Here is a 15,476-nt window from a genome sequence, read left to right as displayed (position 1 = left end):
CGGGCCTCCTCAGCGTCCGGCGGGAGCGGAGTGATCGGCGGGGGCAGGGCTGTCGGCGGGCGCGTGGTGGTCGGCCGGCACAGCGCGGTCGGCCGGAGCGGCGGCTGCGTCACCTACGGACCGGTCCGCCGGCACGGCCGGCGCCCCCAGCGGCATCGCCAGGCAGGGCTCCAGCGACTCCCGCAGGCCCACCGCGAACCGCTCGCCGAGCGCGGTGAGCGAGCCCGAGCCGAGCAGGGCGTCGAGCGCCTGCTCGGTCTCCCCGCGTCGGCGCCCGAACTGCGCGCGCGCGTGCTCGGCAGCCTCGCCGCCCACCCCGTGGTAGGCGCGCGCCCGGCTGCCCCAGAACTCGGTCACGGCCAGCTCGGCGTAGGCCTCCTGGAACAGGTCGGCCAGCGGGCGCGGCTCCTCCTGCCAGGGAGCCCGGTAGCCGCGCCGGTCCGCCCGGTCGTACAGGTCGTGGAAGTCCAGCACCCCACCCAGCTTGACCAGCTGGAACCCGTGCACGAGCAGCCGGGCCAGGGCCGGCGCGGTGCGCGGGCGGGCGATCGCGACGGCGCCGAAGGCCTGCCGGTCGGCGCCGCCGAGCTCCCGGCCTGGCGGGCCCGGGCGCAGGGGGGTAAGGGTGGTCAGCCCGGCGCCGATCCCGGCGGCGTACTGCGGCAGTTCGCGCAGCAGCAGTTCCCAGGCCTCGCGCAGGGCACCGGTCCAGTCGCCCAGCTCGGCTTCGGTCAGGCGCGCTTCGGCCGGCCACCGGTGGCGGTCCCGCTGCGGGTCGGTGTCCTCCAGCGCCACCGACCAGCCGCCGAGCAGGCCGAGCCGTCGCACCGGCAGCCAGCTCCGGTCGGCGGGCTGGTCGAAGCCGATCACCCGCTCCACCCCGCCCGCGGTGCGCACGGTGAAGCCGTCGGCCCCGCTGCGCACCACGGCCTGCCCCGAGCCGCCGACCAGCACCCGGCCCAGGGTGGGCAGCTGGATCGCACCGCCGCGGACCGGGACCGGCAGCTCGGCCGCCAGTCGTGCCCGGATCAGTGCGGCCGCTGCGATCTCGGCCAGCGTGTCCGGCTCGGCCTGCGGCTCGCCCGCCTCCGCGCGCAGCCGGCCCACCGCCCAGCCGCGGACGTACGGGTGGGCGAGCACCGCGTCCACCGCCGCGGGCGCCGTTGCGTCCAGCTCGGCGAGCGCCTGCCAGGACTCCCCCACCGCCGGGCCGACCGCCGCCAGCAGCCGCCGGGTCAGGTCCAGCTGCCCGGCGGCCAGCGCCGCGACGGTGGCCGCGTCCCCGTGGCCGCGGGCCAGTTGAGCGAGCTGCTCCGGGCCCGGGCCGGCCGCCGGGGCGCCGGGGTCCGGGCTGACAGGGTCAGGGACCGCGCAGGCCGCGGGTCGGGCCGGGGCGATCCGGTCCCGGATGGTGGTGATCAGGCGCATGAGGTCTCCGCAGAAGACGGAAGGGTTGTCGAAGCCGGCGCCGGTGCGCCAGCGGTGCGCGTAGAGACCGCCGCCGCAACTGCGGACCACCGGGCAGGCCCGGCAGGTCGCGGTCAGCCCGGCCAGTCCCGACTGCCGGGCCATCATCCCCGGGTGCCGGGCCACTTCGTCCAGGCTGTTCGCGAAAACGTCGAAACCGGTCGCCGGTGCACCGTCATAGGCCGTTTTCAGACTGTCGGCCTGCTCGAACGTGCCGTCCGTCTCGATCACCACCAGATCGGCCGGATCGAGTCCGAGTGCCTCGGTCAGGCTGGCCCGGCCGCGGAGCGTGCGGTACACCGAGTCGAAGGTGCGCACCGGGACCGGCCGGCCCTGCTGCTCCCAGCGCCGATGGATCGTCAGCAGCCATTTCGCGTAGGGGTGTTCTCCCAGCTCGGCAGGGCGCTTCGGCGGCTGGTCCCAGGTCGCGTGCGGGAGCAGGAAGTCGATGCGCGGGGGCTCCAGCGCGCGCAGCGCCTCGTAGACCGCGACCGGGTCGTTCTCCACGTCGATCGTGCAGAGCAGGCCCGCGTACAGATGGCGGAACTCCGGGCGGCGCAGCAGCTCGACGGCGGCGAGCACCTGGGCGTGGCTGCTGCGGCCGTCGGCGAACCGGCGGTGGCGGTCGTTGGCCGCCGCGTCGCCGTCCAGCGAGATCCCGACCTTGATGTCCAGCTCGTCGAAGAGTTCGCAGAACGCGCGGTCCAGCCGCACCCCGTTGGTGTGGATGCGCAGGTCCAGCGCACAGCCGGCGGGCAGCGCGGCACGGAGCCGCTCGGCGGCCCGGCGCAGCACTCGCGGGCCGGCCAGCAGGGGTTCACCCCCGTGCAACACCACGTGAACGGCCGGCAGCCGGTGCTCGGTCGCGTGCTCCGCGATCCGTTCGGCCACCCGGTCGAGGACCACCCCCGTGATCGCCCGTGGTCTGCCGCGCCAGCTGGTGTCGGCGTGCTCATAGACGTAGCAGTGGTCACAGGCCAGGTCGCAGCGACTGTGAACCTTCAGTACGAACTGTGAGAATGGCACCAGCTGGTGCGTCATGTGACTTCCTGCTGTTGAGAGATGACACTCCGCCAGAACAACTGCAGTACCGGCAGGGCGGAGCTGTCAACCGGGCGTCATCTCCGCGCGCCCTTCAGATCGAGGAGTTGAAGCCCTTCTCGACCTCCGGCTCGCCGTCGAGGACCGGCAGCGACCGGTAGAGCGAGGCGAGCAGCACATCGGTGTCCTGGGTCGACAGCTCCGCGAGCGAGGGGCGCCCGCCCTGCGACGCGAGTGGCTTGCCGGACGTGGTTCCCGCGACTTCCAGCATGGTGTGCATACTTGACGATCCTTCCGGACCTGGCACGGTTGAACCGTGCCGAACGGGGGTAGTAGGGCGCTGGGGAGTGTCCCACAGTGGCCCTGGCACCAACCTAGTGTCTGGCCAGCCTATTTCCAGTCAGCGCCGGAGACGATTCCGGGCCCCCGGTCGTTCGGACCGGCACGATCTGCCCGGACTCCCAGCTCACCACCCAGATTTGGGACACCCTCGTGATCGAGTTCACCCGTTGCGGTGATCGGCCGTTCCGCCATTCGACGTAGCGATCTTCACCGCGCGTCGACGCCGTGTCCGCCATGTGGACGGACCGCCTACCCAACCGGCCCGGGGATACATCCGAATGGCGGATACAGCCTCAGAGCAGGTACAACTCGACCTGGACATCGAGCCGCTTGCGGACGACCACCGCGCGGGTGAGCGCGTGGCCCTCCCCCAGCGCCGTGCGCGCCAGGTCCGCACAGCGCCCCGCCAATTCCTCGGCCGGCCCGCGCTCGCCGACCGCGGCCAGGTCGAGCGCCAGGTTGGAGCCGGCCGCCAGCGCGTGGTGATGCGCCGTGCCGACCGTCGCGGTCAGCAGTTCCAGCGCCCGGGTGCCGGTGCGGACCGCCTGCGCCGGGTCGCCGACGGCCTGATCGGTGGCCCGGTTCACCAGCAGCGCGCCCAGGTCGCAGTGGTCCGGACCCATGGCGGCCTCGAACCGCTCGGCCGCCTCGCGGGCCAGCACCGCCGCCTCCTCGGTGCGCCCGGCGGCCCGCAGTTGGGGCGCCAGGTTCCCGGCCAGCAGCACGGTCAGCGGGTGCCGGCCGCCGAACCGGGCCCGGCCCTCGCGGTAGGCCCGCTCGCCGACGGCCACCGCCCGGACGTGCTCGCCCAGCGCGTGCCGGACGGCGGCCAACAGCGCGGCGGCGCCCAGCGCCTCGTGGCTGCCCGCCCCGAGCACCTCCTCGGTACTCCGGTGGACCGGTTCGGCCAGCTTCTCGGCTTCGGCGAACCGGCCAAGGCGGTAGTAGGTCGCGGCCAGGCCGTCCCGGGCCAGCAGGGTCCGCGGGTGCCGCTCCCCGAGCAGGTCCCGGCAGTCGCGCGCGGCCTCCTCGGCCACCCGGAGCGCCTGCGCCGGGCGGCCCGCCTCGCGCAGCGACTGGGCGACGCAGATCGCGGAGGACAGGGTGGTCGGATCGGCCGGCGCCGACCGGACCCGCTGCCGCCAGGTGCGCTCGTGCAGGCCGAGTGAGGCCACCCGGTCACCCACCGCGTAGAGCGCGACGGCGAGGTTGTTGGCGCAGAGCAGCCGCTGCGGATCGCCCGGTGCCAGCTCCCGCTCGGCCCGGCGCAGGGTGGTGCGGTCCAGCTCGCACGCCTCGGCGAACCGGCCCAGGCAGCGCAGGTCCGCGCCCAGGCTGTTGGCGGCGGACAGGCTGTGCGGGTGGCCGTCGCCCAGCTCCCGGGTCAGCTGGGCGAACACCTCCTTGTCGATGGCGTAGCACTCGCGGTAGCGCCCGAGGACGCGCAGCGTGTTGGCGTACTGCCGGCGCAGCTGGGGCACCTGGACGGCGCTCTGCGTGCCCGGCTCCGCGTCCCGCTCCGACCAGCACGCGAGGATGCGCTCGGCCAGGTCGCACGCCTCCTGGCTGAGCCCGCGCTGGTAGAGGTAGCGCACCGAGTCGATCAGCCAGTCCCGCACCGCGGGGTCGGTGCTGTGTGCCGCACCGCTCGGCCCCAGGTGGGGCAGCAGCTCCTGGTAGACGGGCCAGCCGTTGACCAGACCCGGCGCCGGTCGCTCCGCTCCGGCGAGCAGCCGCTGCACCGTGCCGCGCAGCTGCTCCCGGCGCTCCGGCCCGACCTGCTCCCGGATCACCCCCTGGACCAGCCGGTGCACCGTGAGCGTCTCGGTGCCGCCGCCCGCCCGGGCCAGCCCGCTGCGGTGGATCGCCTTGATCAGCTCGCCGACCGCCAGCCGGGCGTCCACCGCCCTGCCCTCCCCCGCCCAGGCGTCCACCGCCGAGCCGTCCGCCGTGCTGCCTGCCGCCGCGCCGCCCGCACCCGGGCCCGGGCCACCCGCCAGGCCCGGTCCGGTGACCGGCGTGCCCGGCAGCGGTGCGAAGAGCAGCCGGGTGGGGATCGGCTCGGGCCCGAAGTGGACGCAGAGCTCCAGCAGCTCGGCGGCCGCCGGGTTGACGCGCCGCAGCTCGGCCAGCGAGAGCAGCCAGCTCGCGGCGGCCGAGTGCGGGTAGTCCCCGTCCGGCAGCCAGCTGCGCTCCAGCAGTTCGGTGGCCGTGGCCGCGAGCAGCTCCAGGTATTCGGCGACCGGCATGCCCGTCTCCCGCAGCCAGGCCGCCGCCGGGACGATGGCCAGCGGCAGGTCGCCCAGCGCGGCGGCCAGCTTCGCGGCGGCCGCCACCGGCAGTTCCGGGTTCAGCCGCTCCAGCAGCTGCAGGCTCTCCGCCCGGCGCAGGACGCCGAGTTCGAGCACCCGGTCGCGGCGGGCCCAGGCCGCGTCGCGCGAGGTGATCAGCAGGTGGCCGCCGGGCGGCGGGTCGGGGAGCCGGCCGCGCAGCTCGGCCGGGTCGCCGGCGTTGTCCAGGATCAGCAGCCAGCGCGGGTGCGGCCGCCCGGCGCGCAGCGCCTCCAGCACCTGGGCCGCGGTGTCGGCGCTGTCGTCGGTGGCGGTCAGGCCGAGCCGCGGGGCCAGCTGGGCCAGCCGCGGGGCGATGAACTCCGGCTGCTCGGCCGCGATCCACCAGACCACGTCGTACCCCGCCGCGTACCGCCGGGCGTACTCGGCCGCCGTCTGGGTCTTGCCGACCCCGCCCATGCCCTGCAGCACCTGGACGGCCGGCCCGCCCGGCGCCAGGAACCCGGCGCGCAGCGACTCCAGCACCTCGTCCCGCCCGGTGAAGTTCGAGGTGGGCACCGGTGCGTCGAAGACCGCGGGGCGCTCCCCGGGGAAGCGCGGGCGCGGTCCGCGCGCGGGCCGGGCGGTGACGGGGGCACCGCCCGCGGCCACCGGCTCCCCCGCCAGGGCGGCCAGTTGAGCTGCGGCCACCGTCGCGTCGGCCGCGAGCTGCTCGCCCGGCACCTGGTCGCCGAAGGGCGCGGGCAGCGGGTCGGTGGACTCACCGACCCGGACGGACAGCAGCGTGGGGCGCCCGGGGGCCCACGCGTGCCCGGCCAGCGCGCTCCACAGCCCGGCCGCCGCCGGATGGCGCGGATAGTCGGGCGACAGCAGCGCCAGCACCCGGCCCCGGCCGTCCAGCGCCTCCTGCAGCGCCTGGTCGGCGCCGGCCGTCCCGAGGCCGTGCAGGGCGGCGGGCCGGCCCGCCGCGGCGAGCTCGGCGGCCGCCCACTCGGCCCACAGCCGGCCGGCCGGGGCGTAGCTGAGGTGGACCGGCGGCGGCTCGGGCGCCGCGACGGGGAAGGCCCCGACGAACGAGCCGAGGTCCAGTCCCGGCAGCCCGGGCAGCCGGGCCCGCCCGGCCGCGAGCGCGATCCGGTCGGTCAGCACGTCGAGCACCTGGTGGTACTCCGGCCCCGGTGGCTCCTCCGCCAGCAGCGAGCGCAGCCCGACCCGCGGGTAGCGCTCGCCCATGGCCGGTTCGCTGTACTGGAGTTCCGCCACCGGCCCGGGCAGCGCCCCGGCCACCGGCCGCCAGAGCACCGGGACCAGCGCTCGGGGGTCCCAGCCGGTCTCCGCGCGGAACGCGACCACCCTGGAGTGGAAGGCGGTCCACTCCTTGCCGCAGTAGGAGCTGGCGAAGTAGCCGGGCGAGTAGAGGGCCACCATCGCGCGACAGCCCGCGACCGCGTCGGCCAGCGCCCGCTCCCAGTCCGCGCCGAGCCGGATCTGCTCGACGTCCCGGAAGGGGGGCAGCCCGGCGGCGGCCGGGTCCCGCGCGAGCAGCCGGGCGCCCAGGTCGCGGTAGAAGGCCGCGATCAGCGGACTGTCGTCCGCCCGCGCGTAGCTCAGAAAGAAGTACGCCTCCACCCGCGCCCCCACCGTCCGTCGTCCACTCAGTGTGGACCGGCGCGCGCCGTTTCCGAAGGGGGCGGATGGAGCAATTCCCGCGCTGGGCAAGCCTCTACGCGCCGTCGCGCCCGGCGGCGCCGAGCGGTGGACCGACCCGTTACTACGGGCAGAGCCGCTCCACCGTCCAGCCGTCCGGCCCCGCCGTGTACCGCAGCCGGTCGTGCAGCCGGTTGGGGCGGCCCTGCCAGAACTCGACCGAGCGCGGGATCACCCGGTACCCGCCCCAGAAGGGCGGCACCGGCACCCCCTCGCCCTCGGGGTAGCGCGAGGCGAGCTCGGCGAAGCGCTGCTCCAGCACCTCGCGCGAGGCCACCGGGCTGGACTGCTCGCTGGCCCAGGCGCCCAGTTGCGAGCCGTGCGGGCGGGTGCGGAAGTAGGCGGCGGTCTCGTCCCGGCCGGTGCGCTCGACGCCGCCGGTGACGATCACCTGACGGTCGATCTGGTGCCAGGGGAAGAGCAGCGCGGCGTTGGGGTTGGCGGCCAGCTCGGTGCCCTTGCGGGAGCCGTAGTTGGTGAAGAAGACGAAGCCGCGCTCGTCCACTCCCTTGAGCAGCACGGTGCGCGCGCTGGGGCGCCCCTCGGCGTCGGCGGTGGAGACCACCATGGCGTTGGGCTCCACCAGCCCGGCCTGCTCGGCCTGCTCGAACCAGCGGACGAACTGGGCCACCGGATCGGGGGCCAACTCGTGCTCGGCCAGGCCCTCCTCGGCGTACTGACGGCGCATCCGGGCGAGATCGGGGACGGATGTCTGGTGCGCGGGCTGGGCGCGTTCCGGGGTCTGCACGTCAACATCATCCCGTACGACAAGCAGCGGACCATGCGCCGCCTATGGAATCTCGACATCGAGAGATATGGTGGCTCGCCATCGCTCGCCCCTGGCGGTCCCGTGCGGCCCCCGGCGGTCCGCACGATCCCGCGGATTGCCCGGTTCGAACCGGTTTGCCATGGAAGATCCCGGAGACATACCGGTTCCGACAGGAAATCGGGCGGCCACTGGGGAAACATCACCGCAGTGGTGTATGGCGCAATGCACCCAGTGCCTGCCACCCTGGCACCGAGTGCCAAACACCAAACGGTCGCCGGCCCGCCGCCCCACCACGGCGCAGGGCCAGTCACGTCACTGAGGAGCCGCGTGATGTCCGATTTCGTACCCGGGCTTGAGGGAGTCGTCGCTTTCGAGAGCGAGATCGCCGAGCCGGACCGCGAGGGCGGTGCGCTGCGCTACCGCGGCGTCGACATCGACGACCTGGTCGGTCACGTCTCCTTCGGGAACGTCTGGGGCCTGCTGGTGGACGGGAAGTTCAACCCGGGCCTGCCCTCCGCCGAGCCGTTCCCGATCCCGGTGCACTCCGGCGACATCCGGGTCGACGTGCAGTCCGCGCTGGCCATGCTCGCGCCGGTCTGGGGCCTCAAGCCGCTGCTCGACATCTCCGCCGAGCAGGCCCGCGACGACCTCGCCCGGGCCGCCGTGATGGCGCTGTCCTACGTGGCCCAGTCGGCCCGCGGCCAGGGCCTGCCGATGGTCCCGCAGAGCGAGATCGACAAGGCCGAGACGGTCGTCGAGCGGTTCATGATCCGCTGGCGCGGCGAGCCGGACCCCAAGCACGTCAAGGCGATCGACGCCTACTGGACCTCGGCCGCCGAGCACGGCATGAACGCCTCCACCTTCACCGCCCGGGTGATCGCCTCCACCGGCGCCGACGTGGCCGCGGCGCTCTCCGGCGCGGTCGGCGCGATGTCGGGCCCGCTGCACGGCGGTGCCCCCTCGCGCGTGCTGGGCATGATCGAGGAGATCGAGCGCACCGGCGACGCCGCCGCCTGGGTCAAGAACGCGCTGGACAAGGGCGAGCGCCTGATGGGCTTCGGCCACCGCGTCTACCGCGCCGAGGACCCGCGCGCCCGCGTGCTGCGCCGCACCGCCAAGGAGCTCGGCGCCCCGCGCTTCGAGGTCGCCGAGGCGCTGGAGAAGGCCGCGCTGGAGGAGCTGCACAACCGCCGCCCGGACCGGGTGCTGGCCACCAACGTGGAGTTCTGGGCCGCCATCATGCTGGACTTCGCCGAGGTCCCGGCGCACATGTTCACCTCGATGTTCACCTGTGCCCGCACCGCCGGCTGGTCGGCGCACATCCTGGAGCAGAAGCGCACCGGCCGCCTGGTGCGTCCGGCCGCCCGCTACATCGGCCCCGGCCCGCGCGGCCCGCAGGAGATCGAGGGCTTCGAGTCGATCGCGCACTGACGCCCGAGAGCTGACAGCAGGTCAGTTCGACTCCGCCCGCCGGCCGCTGAGTCCTCCATCTCAGCGGCCGGACAACGGGCGAAATCCCGGCAGCGGGCACAGTAGGCTGCGCCCGTGGCCCACATTCAGATCCCCGCTGACCTCAAGCCCGCCGACGGCCGTTTCGGCTGCGGCCCGTCCAAGGTGCGCCCCGAGGCCCTCAGTGCCCTCGCCGCCACCGGTACCTCGCTGCTCGGCACCTCGCACCGCCAGGCTCCGGTCAAGGACCTGGTCAAGCGCGTGCGGGCCGGCGTGAGCAGCCTCTTCTCGCTTCCCGACGGCTACCAGGTGGTGCTCGGCAACGGCGGGTCCACCGCCTTCTGGGACATCGCGGCCCTCGGGCTGGTGCGCCAGAAGTCGCAGCACCTGCACTTCGGCGAGTTCTCCTCGAAGTTCGCCGCCTCGGTCAAGGCCGTGCCGTGGCTGGACGACCCGAGCGTGATCAAGAGCGAGCCCGGCACCCACCCGCTGCCCAGCGCCGAGGCCGGGGTCGACGTCTACGCGCTCACCCACAACGAGACCTCCACCGGTGTCGCGATGCCGATCCGCCGCCCGGCGGGCGCCGACGCGGGCTCGCTGGTCCTGGTGGACGCCACCTCGGGCGCCGGCGGCCTGCCGGTGGAGATCACCGAGACCGACGTCTACTACTTCGCGCCGCAGAAGTCCTTCGCCTCCGAGGGCGGGCTCTGGCTGGCCGCCTTCTCGCCGGCCGCGCTGGAGCGGGCCGCCGAGATCGCCGGCTCCGGGCGCTACGTCCCGCCGTTCTTCGACCTGCCGACCGCGATCGACAACTCCTCGAAGGACCAGACGTACAACACCCCCGCGATCGCCACGCTCTTCCTGCTGGCCGACCAGCTGGAGTGGCTGAACGGCAACGGCGGCCTCGACTGGGCCGTCACCCGTACGGCTGAATCCGCGGCCCACCTGTACGGCTGGGCCGAGAAGTCCGCCTTCGCGCAGCCGTTCGTCGCCGTGCCCGAGCAGCGCTCGCAGGTGGTCGGCACCATCGACTTCGACGACTCGGTGGACGCCGCCGCGGTGGCCAAGGTGCTGCGGGCCAACGGCATCGTGGACACCGAGCCGTACCGCAAGCTGGGCCGCAACCAGCTGCGGATCGCGATGTTCCCGGCGGTCGACCCGGCGGACGTGCAGGCGCTCACCGCCTGCATCGACCACGTGGTCGAGCAGCTCTGACCCACTGCGCAAGGGCCGCCACCGTTCGCCGGTGGCGGCCCTTCCGCGCGTCACGGGGCGGGCGCCGGCGTCACTTCTGCACCAGCGCGCCGATCAGCACGGCGACCAGGAGCAGCCCCAGGGCGCCGGAGACGATACGCATACGAGTCTTGGGATCCACGCATCGAGCGTACCCGGCCGCCCGGGTCACACCCCGAGGTGGGAGCCCCCCGTGCCATCCAGCACCTGACCGGTGACCCAGCGGGCGTCGTCGGAGGCCAGGAAGGCCACCGCGTCGCCGATGTCCGCCGGCTCGCCGACCCGGTTGAAGACCGAGAACGCGGCGGCCTGCGCCTGCGCCGCGGGCTCCCGCAGCTCCGCGGTCAGGTCGGTGTTGACCAGGCCGGGGGCCACCGCGTTGACGGTGATCCCGCGCGGGCCCAACTGCTGGGCCAGGGTGAGCGTGAGCGTGTTGATCGCACCCTTGGTCATCGAGTAGGCGCTGGTGATCGGGTAGGCGATCCGGGTCACGCCGGAGGAGATGTTGATCACCCGACCACCGTCCCGCAGGCGCTCCAGGCCCTGCTGGACGATGAAGTACGGCGCCTTGGCGTTGACCGCGAAGACCCGGTCGAAGTCGGCCTCGGCCACCTCGCCGACCACTCCGTACAGGCCCACGCCCGCGTTGTTGACCAGGATGTCCAGGCCCGAGCCGCCGCTGTGGGCCGCGAGCCCCTCGTCGAAGGCCGCCCAGAGCGCGGCGGCGTCGCCCGGCACGCCCAGCTCGGCCCCGAGGGCGAACGCCTGGCCGCCGGCCTCCTCGATCCCGGCCACCGTCTCCTTGGCGGCGCCCTCGTTGGTCCCGTAGTGCACCGCGACCAGCGCACCCTCGGCGGCCAGCCGCAGCGCGATCCCCTTGCCGATCCCCCGACTGCCGCCGGTCACCAGTGCCGTCTTCCCGGAAAGCCTGCTCATCGCCCACGCCTCTTTCTGTAGCGGTCGCTATAGAAAGGAACGTAGCACGACTTCTGTAGCGGGCGATATAGAATCTGGGCATGACCAGCACCCAGCCCGGCGCGACCCGCGGCCGTCCCCGGTCCTTCGACCGCGAGGCGGCGCTGGCCGCCGCCACGCTGCTGTTCTGGGAGAAGGGGTACGAGGCCACCTCGATCGCCGACCTGACCGAGGCGATGGGCATCCGGGCACCCAGCCTGTACGCGGCCTTCGGCGACAAGCGGGCCCTGTTCGAGGAGGTGGTGGCCGACTACGGCAGGGCGTACGGCGCCTTCGGCCTGCGCGCGCTGGAGGAGGAGCCGACGGTGCGCGCCGGCATCGCCCGGCTGCTGCGCGAGACGGCCGCCGAGTACACCGCCCCCGGCCACCCGCACGGCTGCATGATCATCAGCGCCGCGGCCAACTGCAGCAACGAAGAGGTGATGGCGAGCCTGCGAACGATCCGCACCGCCAACATCGCGGACCTCGAACAGCGGATCGCGGCAGCCGTGGCCACCGGCGAGGAGCCGCCGACCAGCGACCCGGCGACCCTGGCCCGGCTCGTCGGCGCGGTGATCCAGGGCATGTCGCAGCAGGCGAGGGACGGCGCCGATCGAGCGGAGCTGGAACTGGTCGCCGAGGCGGCCATGCGCGCCTGGCCGCCACCGCTCAGCCCGAGTTGAGCTCCCAGCGGTCCACGGTGGTGTAGCGGGACCGGCCGCTGCCGAAGTCGCTGCGCATCAGCTGAAACTCCGTCACCGGCCACTCGACGCCCTGGAACTCGACGAGTTGCTCGGCTGCGGCACGCAGCGCGGCACGCTCCTCGCGCCCGGGGTGGCCACCGCGCCCGGTACGCGCCAGCGTGAGGTGCGGGTGGTACGTGAACTCCTCCTCCACGCCCAGCACTTCGCCCGTCACCTGGGTCACCGCCCGGGCCAGCGACCGCAACGCCCAGGTCTGCCCGGCCAGCCCCACCCACAGCACCCGGTCACCGAAGTGCCCACCCCCGGCCAGCCGAAGCCGGTGCGCCTGGTACCCCGCGGCCGCCTGCGCCAGCCCGTCACGGAGCCCGGGCAGCTGCTCCTCCGCCACCGACCCCAGAAACGCCAGCGTGAGGTGCCACCCCTCCTCACCCGTCCACCGCAGCCGCCCCGCCCCGGGCAGCGCGTGCAGCGGAGCGACGGCGACAGCCAGCTCGGCGAGGGCGTCGACGGAGGGGTGAGCGGCGACGAAGAGCCTCATGCCCCCATTGTCACGGCGCACGCCCCGCCCTTCCCACCGCTACGCCATCGCTCGCACGCCAGCACCAGCTGTCAGATCACCGGAGGCCGCCCAGGATGGCAGCCACCAGCCCGCAGGAGGAGCGCGCGCGGGCCGTCCCCTCACTCCCCCTCCGCCTCCCGCCGTCGCGCGTAGGCGCGGGCTGCGCGGGTGCGGTCGCCGCGATCCTGGATGCCCGCCGGGTGGTGCCCGCCCACTTCGACAGCCGGGCCCACTTCACCGAGGGCCGCGAGGCCCTGGTGGCCGCGTTCACCGCCGCCGACTGGCCGACCGCCTGCAGCCGAGCTGACGGGCCGGCCCTTCCCCTTGTCCGCGCCGGGTACTAGAAAGAGGGGATGAAGATCCGCAACGGTGGCCCCGCAGACGTCCCCGCGATGATCGCCCTGGCCGACTCGGCGGTCGCCTGGCTGAACGCCCGGGGCATCACCGAGCAGTGGGGCGAGGTGCCCTGGTCGAACCGCCCGGCCGACGTCGAGCGCCTGCACCGCTACGCCCGCGACTACCTGCTGCGGGTCGCCGAGGACGCGGACGGCCAGGTGGTCGGCGTCTGCGTGCTGGCCGAGGAGCTGTCCGACTACGTCGCCCGGGTCGCCCCGGCCGTCATACCCGAGCTGTACGTCCGGTTCCTGCTCACCGACCGCACGCGCAGCGGCAGCGGCATCGGCGCCGCGCTGATCGCGGACGCGCGCGAGGAGACGGTGCGGCGCGGGCTGACCCTGCTGCGGGTGGACTGCTTCCGCGGCGAGGACCGGGCGCTGGTGCGTCAGTACGAGACGCTCGGCTTCACCGAGAGCCTCGCGTTCGACCTCCCGCGCCCCGACGGCAGCACCTGGCCCGGCCAGATCCTGGAGATCAGGATCTGACCAGGGCTCAGGTAACGCATCGTCAGCAGGCGGGCGCCAGCTCGCTGTTGCGGCTGCGCTGGCGCGGCACGAAGGCCACCACCCGGCTGCCGCGGTGCAGGTCGACCCGCAGTCGCAGGTCCGCGCAGCGGGCCAGCACCAGGCCGACCCCCGCCGCGGCCAGCGCCGAGACCACGCCACAGGCGAGCAGGCCCACCCGGGCCCCGTAGGCCCCCGTCACCCAGCCGACCAGCGGGGCGCCGATCGGGGTGCCGCCGGTGAAGACCAGCACCAGCAGACCCATCACCCGGCCGCGCATCTCGGGGTCGGTGGACAGCTGCACATAGGAGTTGACCGAGGTGTTGAAGGTCAGCCCGAAGATCCCGATCAGGGTGAGCAGCACCGCGAAGCTCCAGTAGCCGGGCGCGGCCGAGGCCAGCACCTCCAGCAGCCCGAAGACCAGCGCCGCGCCGGCCAGCCAGCGCAGTCGCGGCGCGCCCCGGCGGGCGGCGTAGAGCGCGCCGGCCAGCGAGCCGAGCGCCATCGCGGTGTTCAGCAGGCCGTACTGGCCGGGGCCGACGTGGAAGGTGCCGCGGGCGAAACCGGACAGCAGGGTCGGGAAGTTGAAGCCGAAGGTCCCGATGAAGCCCGCCAGCACCAGCGGCCACATGAGGTCGGGCCGCTCCTTGACGTACCGCAGCCCCTCGCGCAACTGGCCCTTCTCGCGCGGGATCCGGGCGACCGGCCGCAGCTCGCTGGTCCGCATCGCCAGCAGCCCGCCGATCACGGCCGCGAACGAGAGCCCGTTGAGCGCGAACGCCCAGCCGCTGCCCACCGCCGCGATCAGCAGACCGGCCACCGCCGGGCCGACCAGCCGGGCGGTCTGGAAGTTGGCGGCGTTCAGGCTCACCGCGTTGCTCAGGTGGTCGGGGCCGACCATCTCGGAGACGAAGGCCTGCCGGGTCGGGGTGTCCACCACGGTCACCAGGCCGAGCAGCAGGGCGAAGGCGTAGACGTAGTACTCGGTCACCGCACCGGTGATCGTGAGCACCGCCAGTGCGGCGGCGAGCAGGCCCATCGCACCCTGGGTGGCGATCAGCAGCCGGCGCTTGGGCATCCGGTCGGCGAGCACGCCGCCGAAGAGGCCGAGCGCGAGCGTGGGCAGGAACTGCATGGCGGTGGTGATGCCGACCGCGAGCGGGCTGCCGGTCAGGCTCAGCACCAGCCAGTCCTGGGCGATGCGCTGCATCCAGCTGCCGGTGTTGCTGACGATCTGCCCGGCGAAGAAGTACCGGTAGTTGCGCACCCGCAGCGAGGAGAACATCCCCCCGGGCCGGGTGAACCGCGCCGACGCGGCGGGGTCAGCCGCCGCGGTGCGTTCGCAGGGGTCGTCGTCGCCGGGCGGACTCACCGGCGTGGCCACGGGAGTGGCAAGGGTCGAGGTCGGGATGGTGGTGTCGTCGGGACGGTTGACGGCGCCGGCTGCGCCCTGCGGTGTCACGTACTGCTCCCCTCGTGGCGCGGCTCCGGTGGTGGCCGGAACCGCGCTGCTGGTCTTCCTGGTCGGTCCTGCGGTGATGCTGTGGTCCTCTCTCTCGTCCGATGTCCTGCTGCGCCTGCGCTACAGGTGCGCGAGCTTGTACAGCGCGGGCGCTGCCGCGCGCACGGTCGCCCACTCCTCCTCGGTCAGGCCGGAGGCCAGCTCCGCGAGCCAGGCGTTGCGCCGCCGACGGCTCTCGTCGAGGATCGTCTGGGCCTGCTCGGTCATGCTGACCACCACTTGCCGCCGGTCCTCGGGGTGCGGCTCCCGCCGCACCAGCCCCTTCTCCTCCAACATCGCGATGATTCGCGTCATCGACGGCGGCTGCACATGCTCCCGCCGCGCCAACTCCCCAGGTGTGGCACTGCCACACCGCGCGAGCGTCCCCAGCACACCCATCTCGGTGGGACTGAGGGACTGCTCCACATGCTGGTGCCGCAACCGCCGCGCCAGCCGCATCACGGACGACCGCAGCTGACTGACAGCGGCGAGGTCGCCCTCGGACATCTCGGACATGATACTTAGCTTACGTCATTACTCTCTCTAATTAAAAATCGCCC

At 73.9% G+C, this 15,476-nt stretch carries 13 protein-coding genes; 5 read left to right on the top strand and 8 right to left on the bottom strand.

Translation table 11 applies throughout. The annotated features are described in order from the left end of the window. Positions 1 to 9: 9 nt before the first annotated feature. The 4 genes from OG500_RS21905 to pdxH all read right to left on the bottom strand — a co-directional run bounded on the left by OG500_RS21905 (position 10) and on the right by pdxH (position 7,536). Entirely contained in the window at positions 10 to 2,508 is a 2,499-nt protein-coding gene (locus OG500_RS21905) for an FxsB family cyclophane-forming radical SAM/SPASM peptide maturase (RefSeq protein WP_329582681.1), read from the bottom strand. Positions 2,509 to 2,602: 94 nt separating this feature from the next. Further along, complete coding sequence (locus OG500_RS21900; RefSeq protein WP_327068379.1) at positions 2,603 to 2,788, bottom strand: hypothetical protein; 186 nt, start codon at positions 2,786 to 2,788, stop codon at positions 2,603 to 2,605. Positions 2,789 to 3,143: 355 nt separating this feature from the next. Then, entirely contained in the window at positions 3,144 to 6,782 is a 3,639-nt protein-coding gene (gene fxsT / locus OG500_RS21895) for an FxSxx-COOH system tetratricopeptide repeat protein (RefSeq protein WP_329582677.1), read from the bottom strand. 130 nt (positions 6,783 to 6,912) lie between these two features. Beyond that, positions 6,913 to 7,536 (bottom strand): pyridoxamine 5'-phosphate oxidase, encoded by a 624-nt coding sequence (gene pdxH / locus OG500_RS21890; protein ID WP_329587661.1) that lies wholly within the window; start codon positions 7,534 to 7,536, stop codon positions 6,913 to 6,915. Positions 7,537 to 7,947: 411 nt separating this feature from the next. Here pdxH and OG500_RS21885 point away from each other — a divergent pair, with 411 nt between their 5' ends. After that, positions 7,948 to 9,048 carry a citrate synthase 2 gene (locus OG500_RS21885; protein ID WP_327068377.1) on the top strand — a complete coding sequence of 367 codons (1,101 nt, stop codon included), beginning with the start codon at positions 7,948 to 7,950 and terminating at the stop codon, positions 9,046 to 9,048. Between the two features lie 114 nt (positions 9,049 to 9,162). Further along, positions 9,163 to 10,281 carry a phosphoserine transaminase gene (gene serC, locus OG500_RS21880; RefSeq protein ID WP_329582672.1) on the top strand — a complete coding sequence of 373 codons (1,119 nt, stop codon included), beginning with the start codon at positions 9,163 to 9,165 and terminating at the stop codon, positions 10,279 to 10,281. Between the two features lie 186 nt (positions 10,282 to 10,467). Here serC and OG500_RS21875 read toward each other — a convergent pair whose 3' ends face one another. Continuing rightward, positions 10,468 to 11,235, bottom strand: a complete 768-nt coding sequence (locus tag OG500_RS21875) for an SDR family oxidoreductase (protein ID WP_327068375.1) — start codon at positions 11,233 to 11,235, stop codon at positions 10,468 to 10,470. Positions 11,236 to 11,315: 80 nt separating this feature from the next. Here OG500_RS21875 and OG500_RS21870 point away from each other — a divergent pair, with 80 nt between their 5' ends. After that, the gene (locus OG500_RS21870; protein WP_329582669.1) at positions 11,316 to 11,936 is read left to right on the top strand and encodes a TetR/AcrR family transcriptional regulator; all 621 of its coding nucleotides are present in this window, start codon (positions 11,316 to 11,318) and stop codon (positions 11,934 to 11,936) included. Here OG500_RS21870 and thpR read toward each other — a convergent pair. After that, entirely contained in the window at positions 11,923 to 12,495 is a 573-nt protein-coding gene (thpR, locus tag OG500_RS21865) for an RNA 2',3'-cyclic phosphodiesterase (RefSeq protein ID WP_329582667.1), read from the bottom strand. The genes OG500_RS21870 and thpR overlap by 14 nt on opposite strands. 95 nt (positions 12,496 to 12,590) lie before the next feature. Between thpR and OG500_RS21860 the strand changes: the two genes are divergently transcribed. Then, a complete protein-coding gene (locus tag OG500_RS21860; protein WP_327071822.1) occupies positions 12,591 to 12,860 on the top strand; it encodes a hypothetical protein in 270 nt (89 codons plus the stop codon). 9 nt (positions 12,861 to 12,869) lie between these two features. After that, a complete protein-coding gene (locus OG500_RS21855; RefSeq protein ID WP_327068371.1) occupies positions 12,870 to 13,397 on the top strand; it encodes a GNAT family N-acetyltransferase in 528 nt (175 codons plus the stop codon). A gap of 22 nt (positions 13,398 to 13,419) precedes the next feature. Here OG500_RS21855 and OG500_RS21850 read toward each other — a convergent pair whose 3' ends face one another. Both OG500_RS21850 and OG500_RS21845 read right to left on the bottom strand, forming a co-directional pair. Next, positions 13,420 to 14,877: an MFS transporter gene (locus tag OG500_RS21850; protein ID WP_442789194.1), complete on the bottom strand. Its 1,458-nt coding sequence runs from the start codon at positions 14,875 to 14,877 to the stop codon at positions 13,420 to 13,422. Between the two features lie 120 nt (positions 14,878 to 14,997). Further along, positions 14,998 to 15,432 (bottom strand): MarR family winged helix-turn-helix transcriptional regulator, encoded by a 435-nt coding sequence (locus OG500_RS21845; RefSeq protein ID WP_327068370.1) that lies wholly within the window; start codon positions 15,430 to 15,432, stop codon positions 14,998 to 15,000. Positions 15,433 to 15,476 lie beyond the last annotated feature (44 nt).

The organism is Kitasatospora sp. NBC_01250, assembly GCF_036226465.1.
Classification (GTDB): Bacteria; Actinomycetota; Actinomycetes; order Streptomycetales; family Streptomycetaceae; genus Kitasatospora.
This window is presented reverse-complemented; position numbering and strand designations above follow the sequence as displayed.

Coding starts and splice junctions, on each gene's coding strand:
- OG500_RS21905 (WP_329582681.1), bottom strand. CDS start 2,508: ATGACGCACCAGCTGGTGCCATTCTCACAGTTCGTACTGAAGGTTCAC.
- OG500_RS21900 (WP_327068379.1), bottom strand. CDS start 2,788: ATGCACACCATGCTGGAAGTCGCGGGAACCACGTCCGGCAAGCCACTC.
- pdxH (WP_329587661.1), bottom strand. CDS start 7,536: ATGCGCCGTCAGTACGCCGAGGAGGGCCTGGCCGAGCACGAGTTGGCC.
- OG500_RS21885 (WP_327068377.1), top strand. CDS start 7,948: ATGTCCGATTTCGTACCCGGGCTTGAGGGAGTCGTCGCTTTCGAGAGC.
- OG500_RS21875 (WP_327068375.1), bottom strand. CDS start 11,235: ATGAGCAGGCTTTCCGGGAAGACGGCACTGGTGACCGGCGGCAGTCGG.
- OG500_RS21870 (WP_329582669.1), top strand. CDS start 11,316: ATGACCAGCACCCAGCCCGGCGCGACCCGCGGCCGTCCCCGGTCCTTC.
- thpR (WP_329582667.1), bottom strand. CDS start 12,495: ATGAGGCTCTTCGTCGCCGCTCACCCCTCCGTCGACGCCCTCGCCGAG.
- OG500_RS21860 (WP_327071822.1), top strand. CDS start 12,591: ATGGCAGCCACCAGCCCGCAGGAGGAGCGCGCGCGGGCCGTCCCCTCA.
- OG500_RS21855 (WP_327068371.1), top strand. CDS start 12,870: ATGAAGATCCGCAACGGTGGCCCCGCAGACGTCCCCGCGATGATCGCC.
- OG500_RS21845 (WP_327068370.1), bottom strand. CDS start 15,432: ATGTCCGAGATGTCCGAGGGCGACCTCGCCGCTGTCAGTCAGCTGCGG.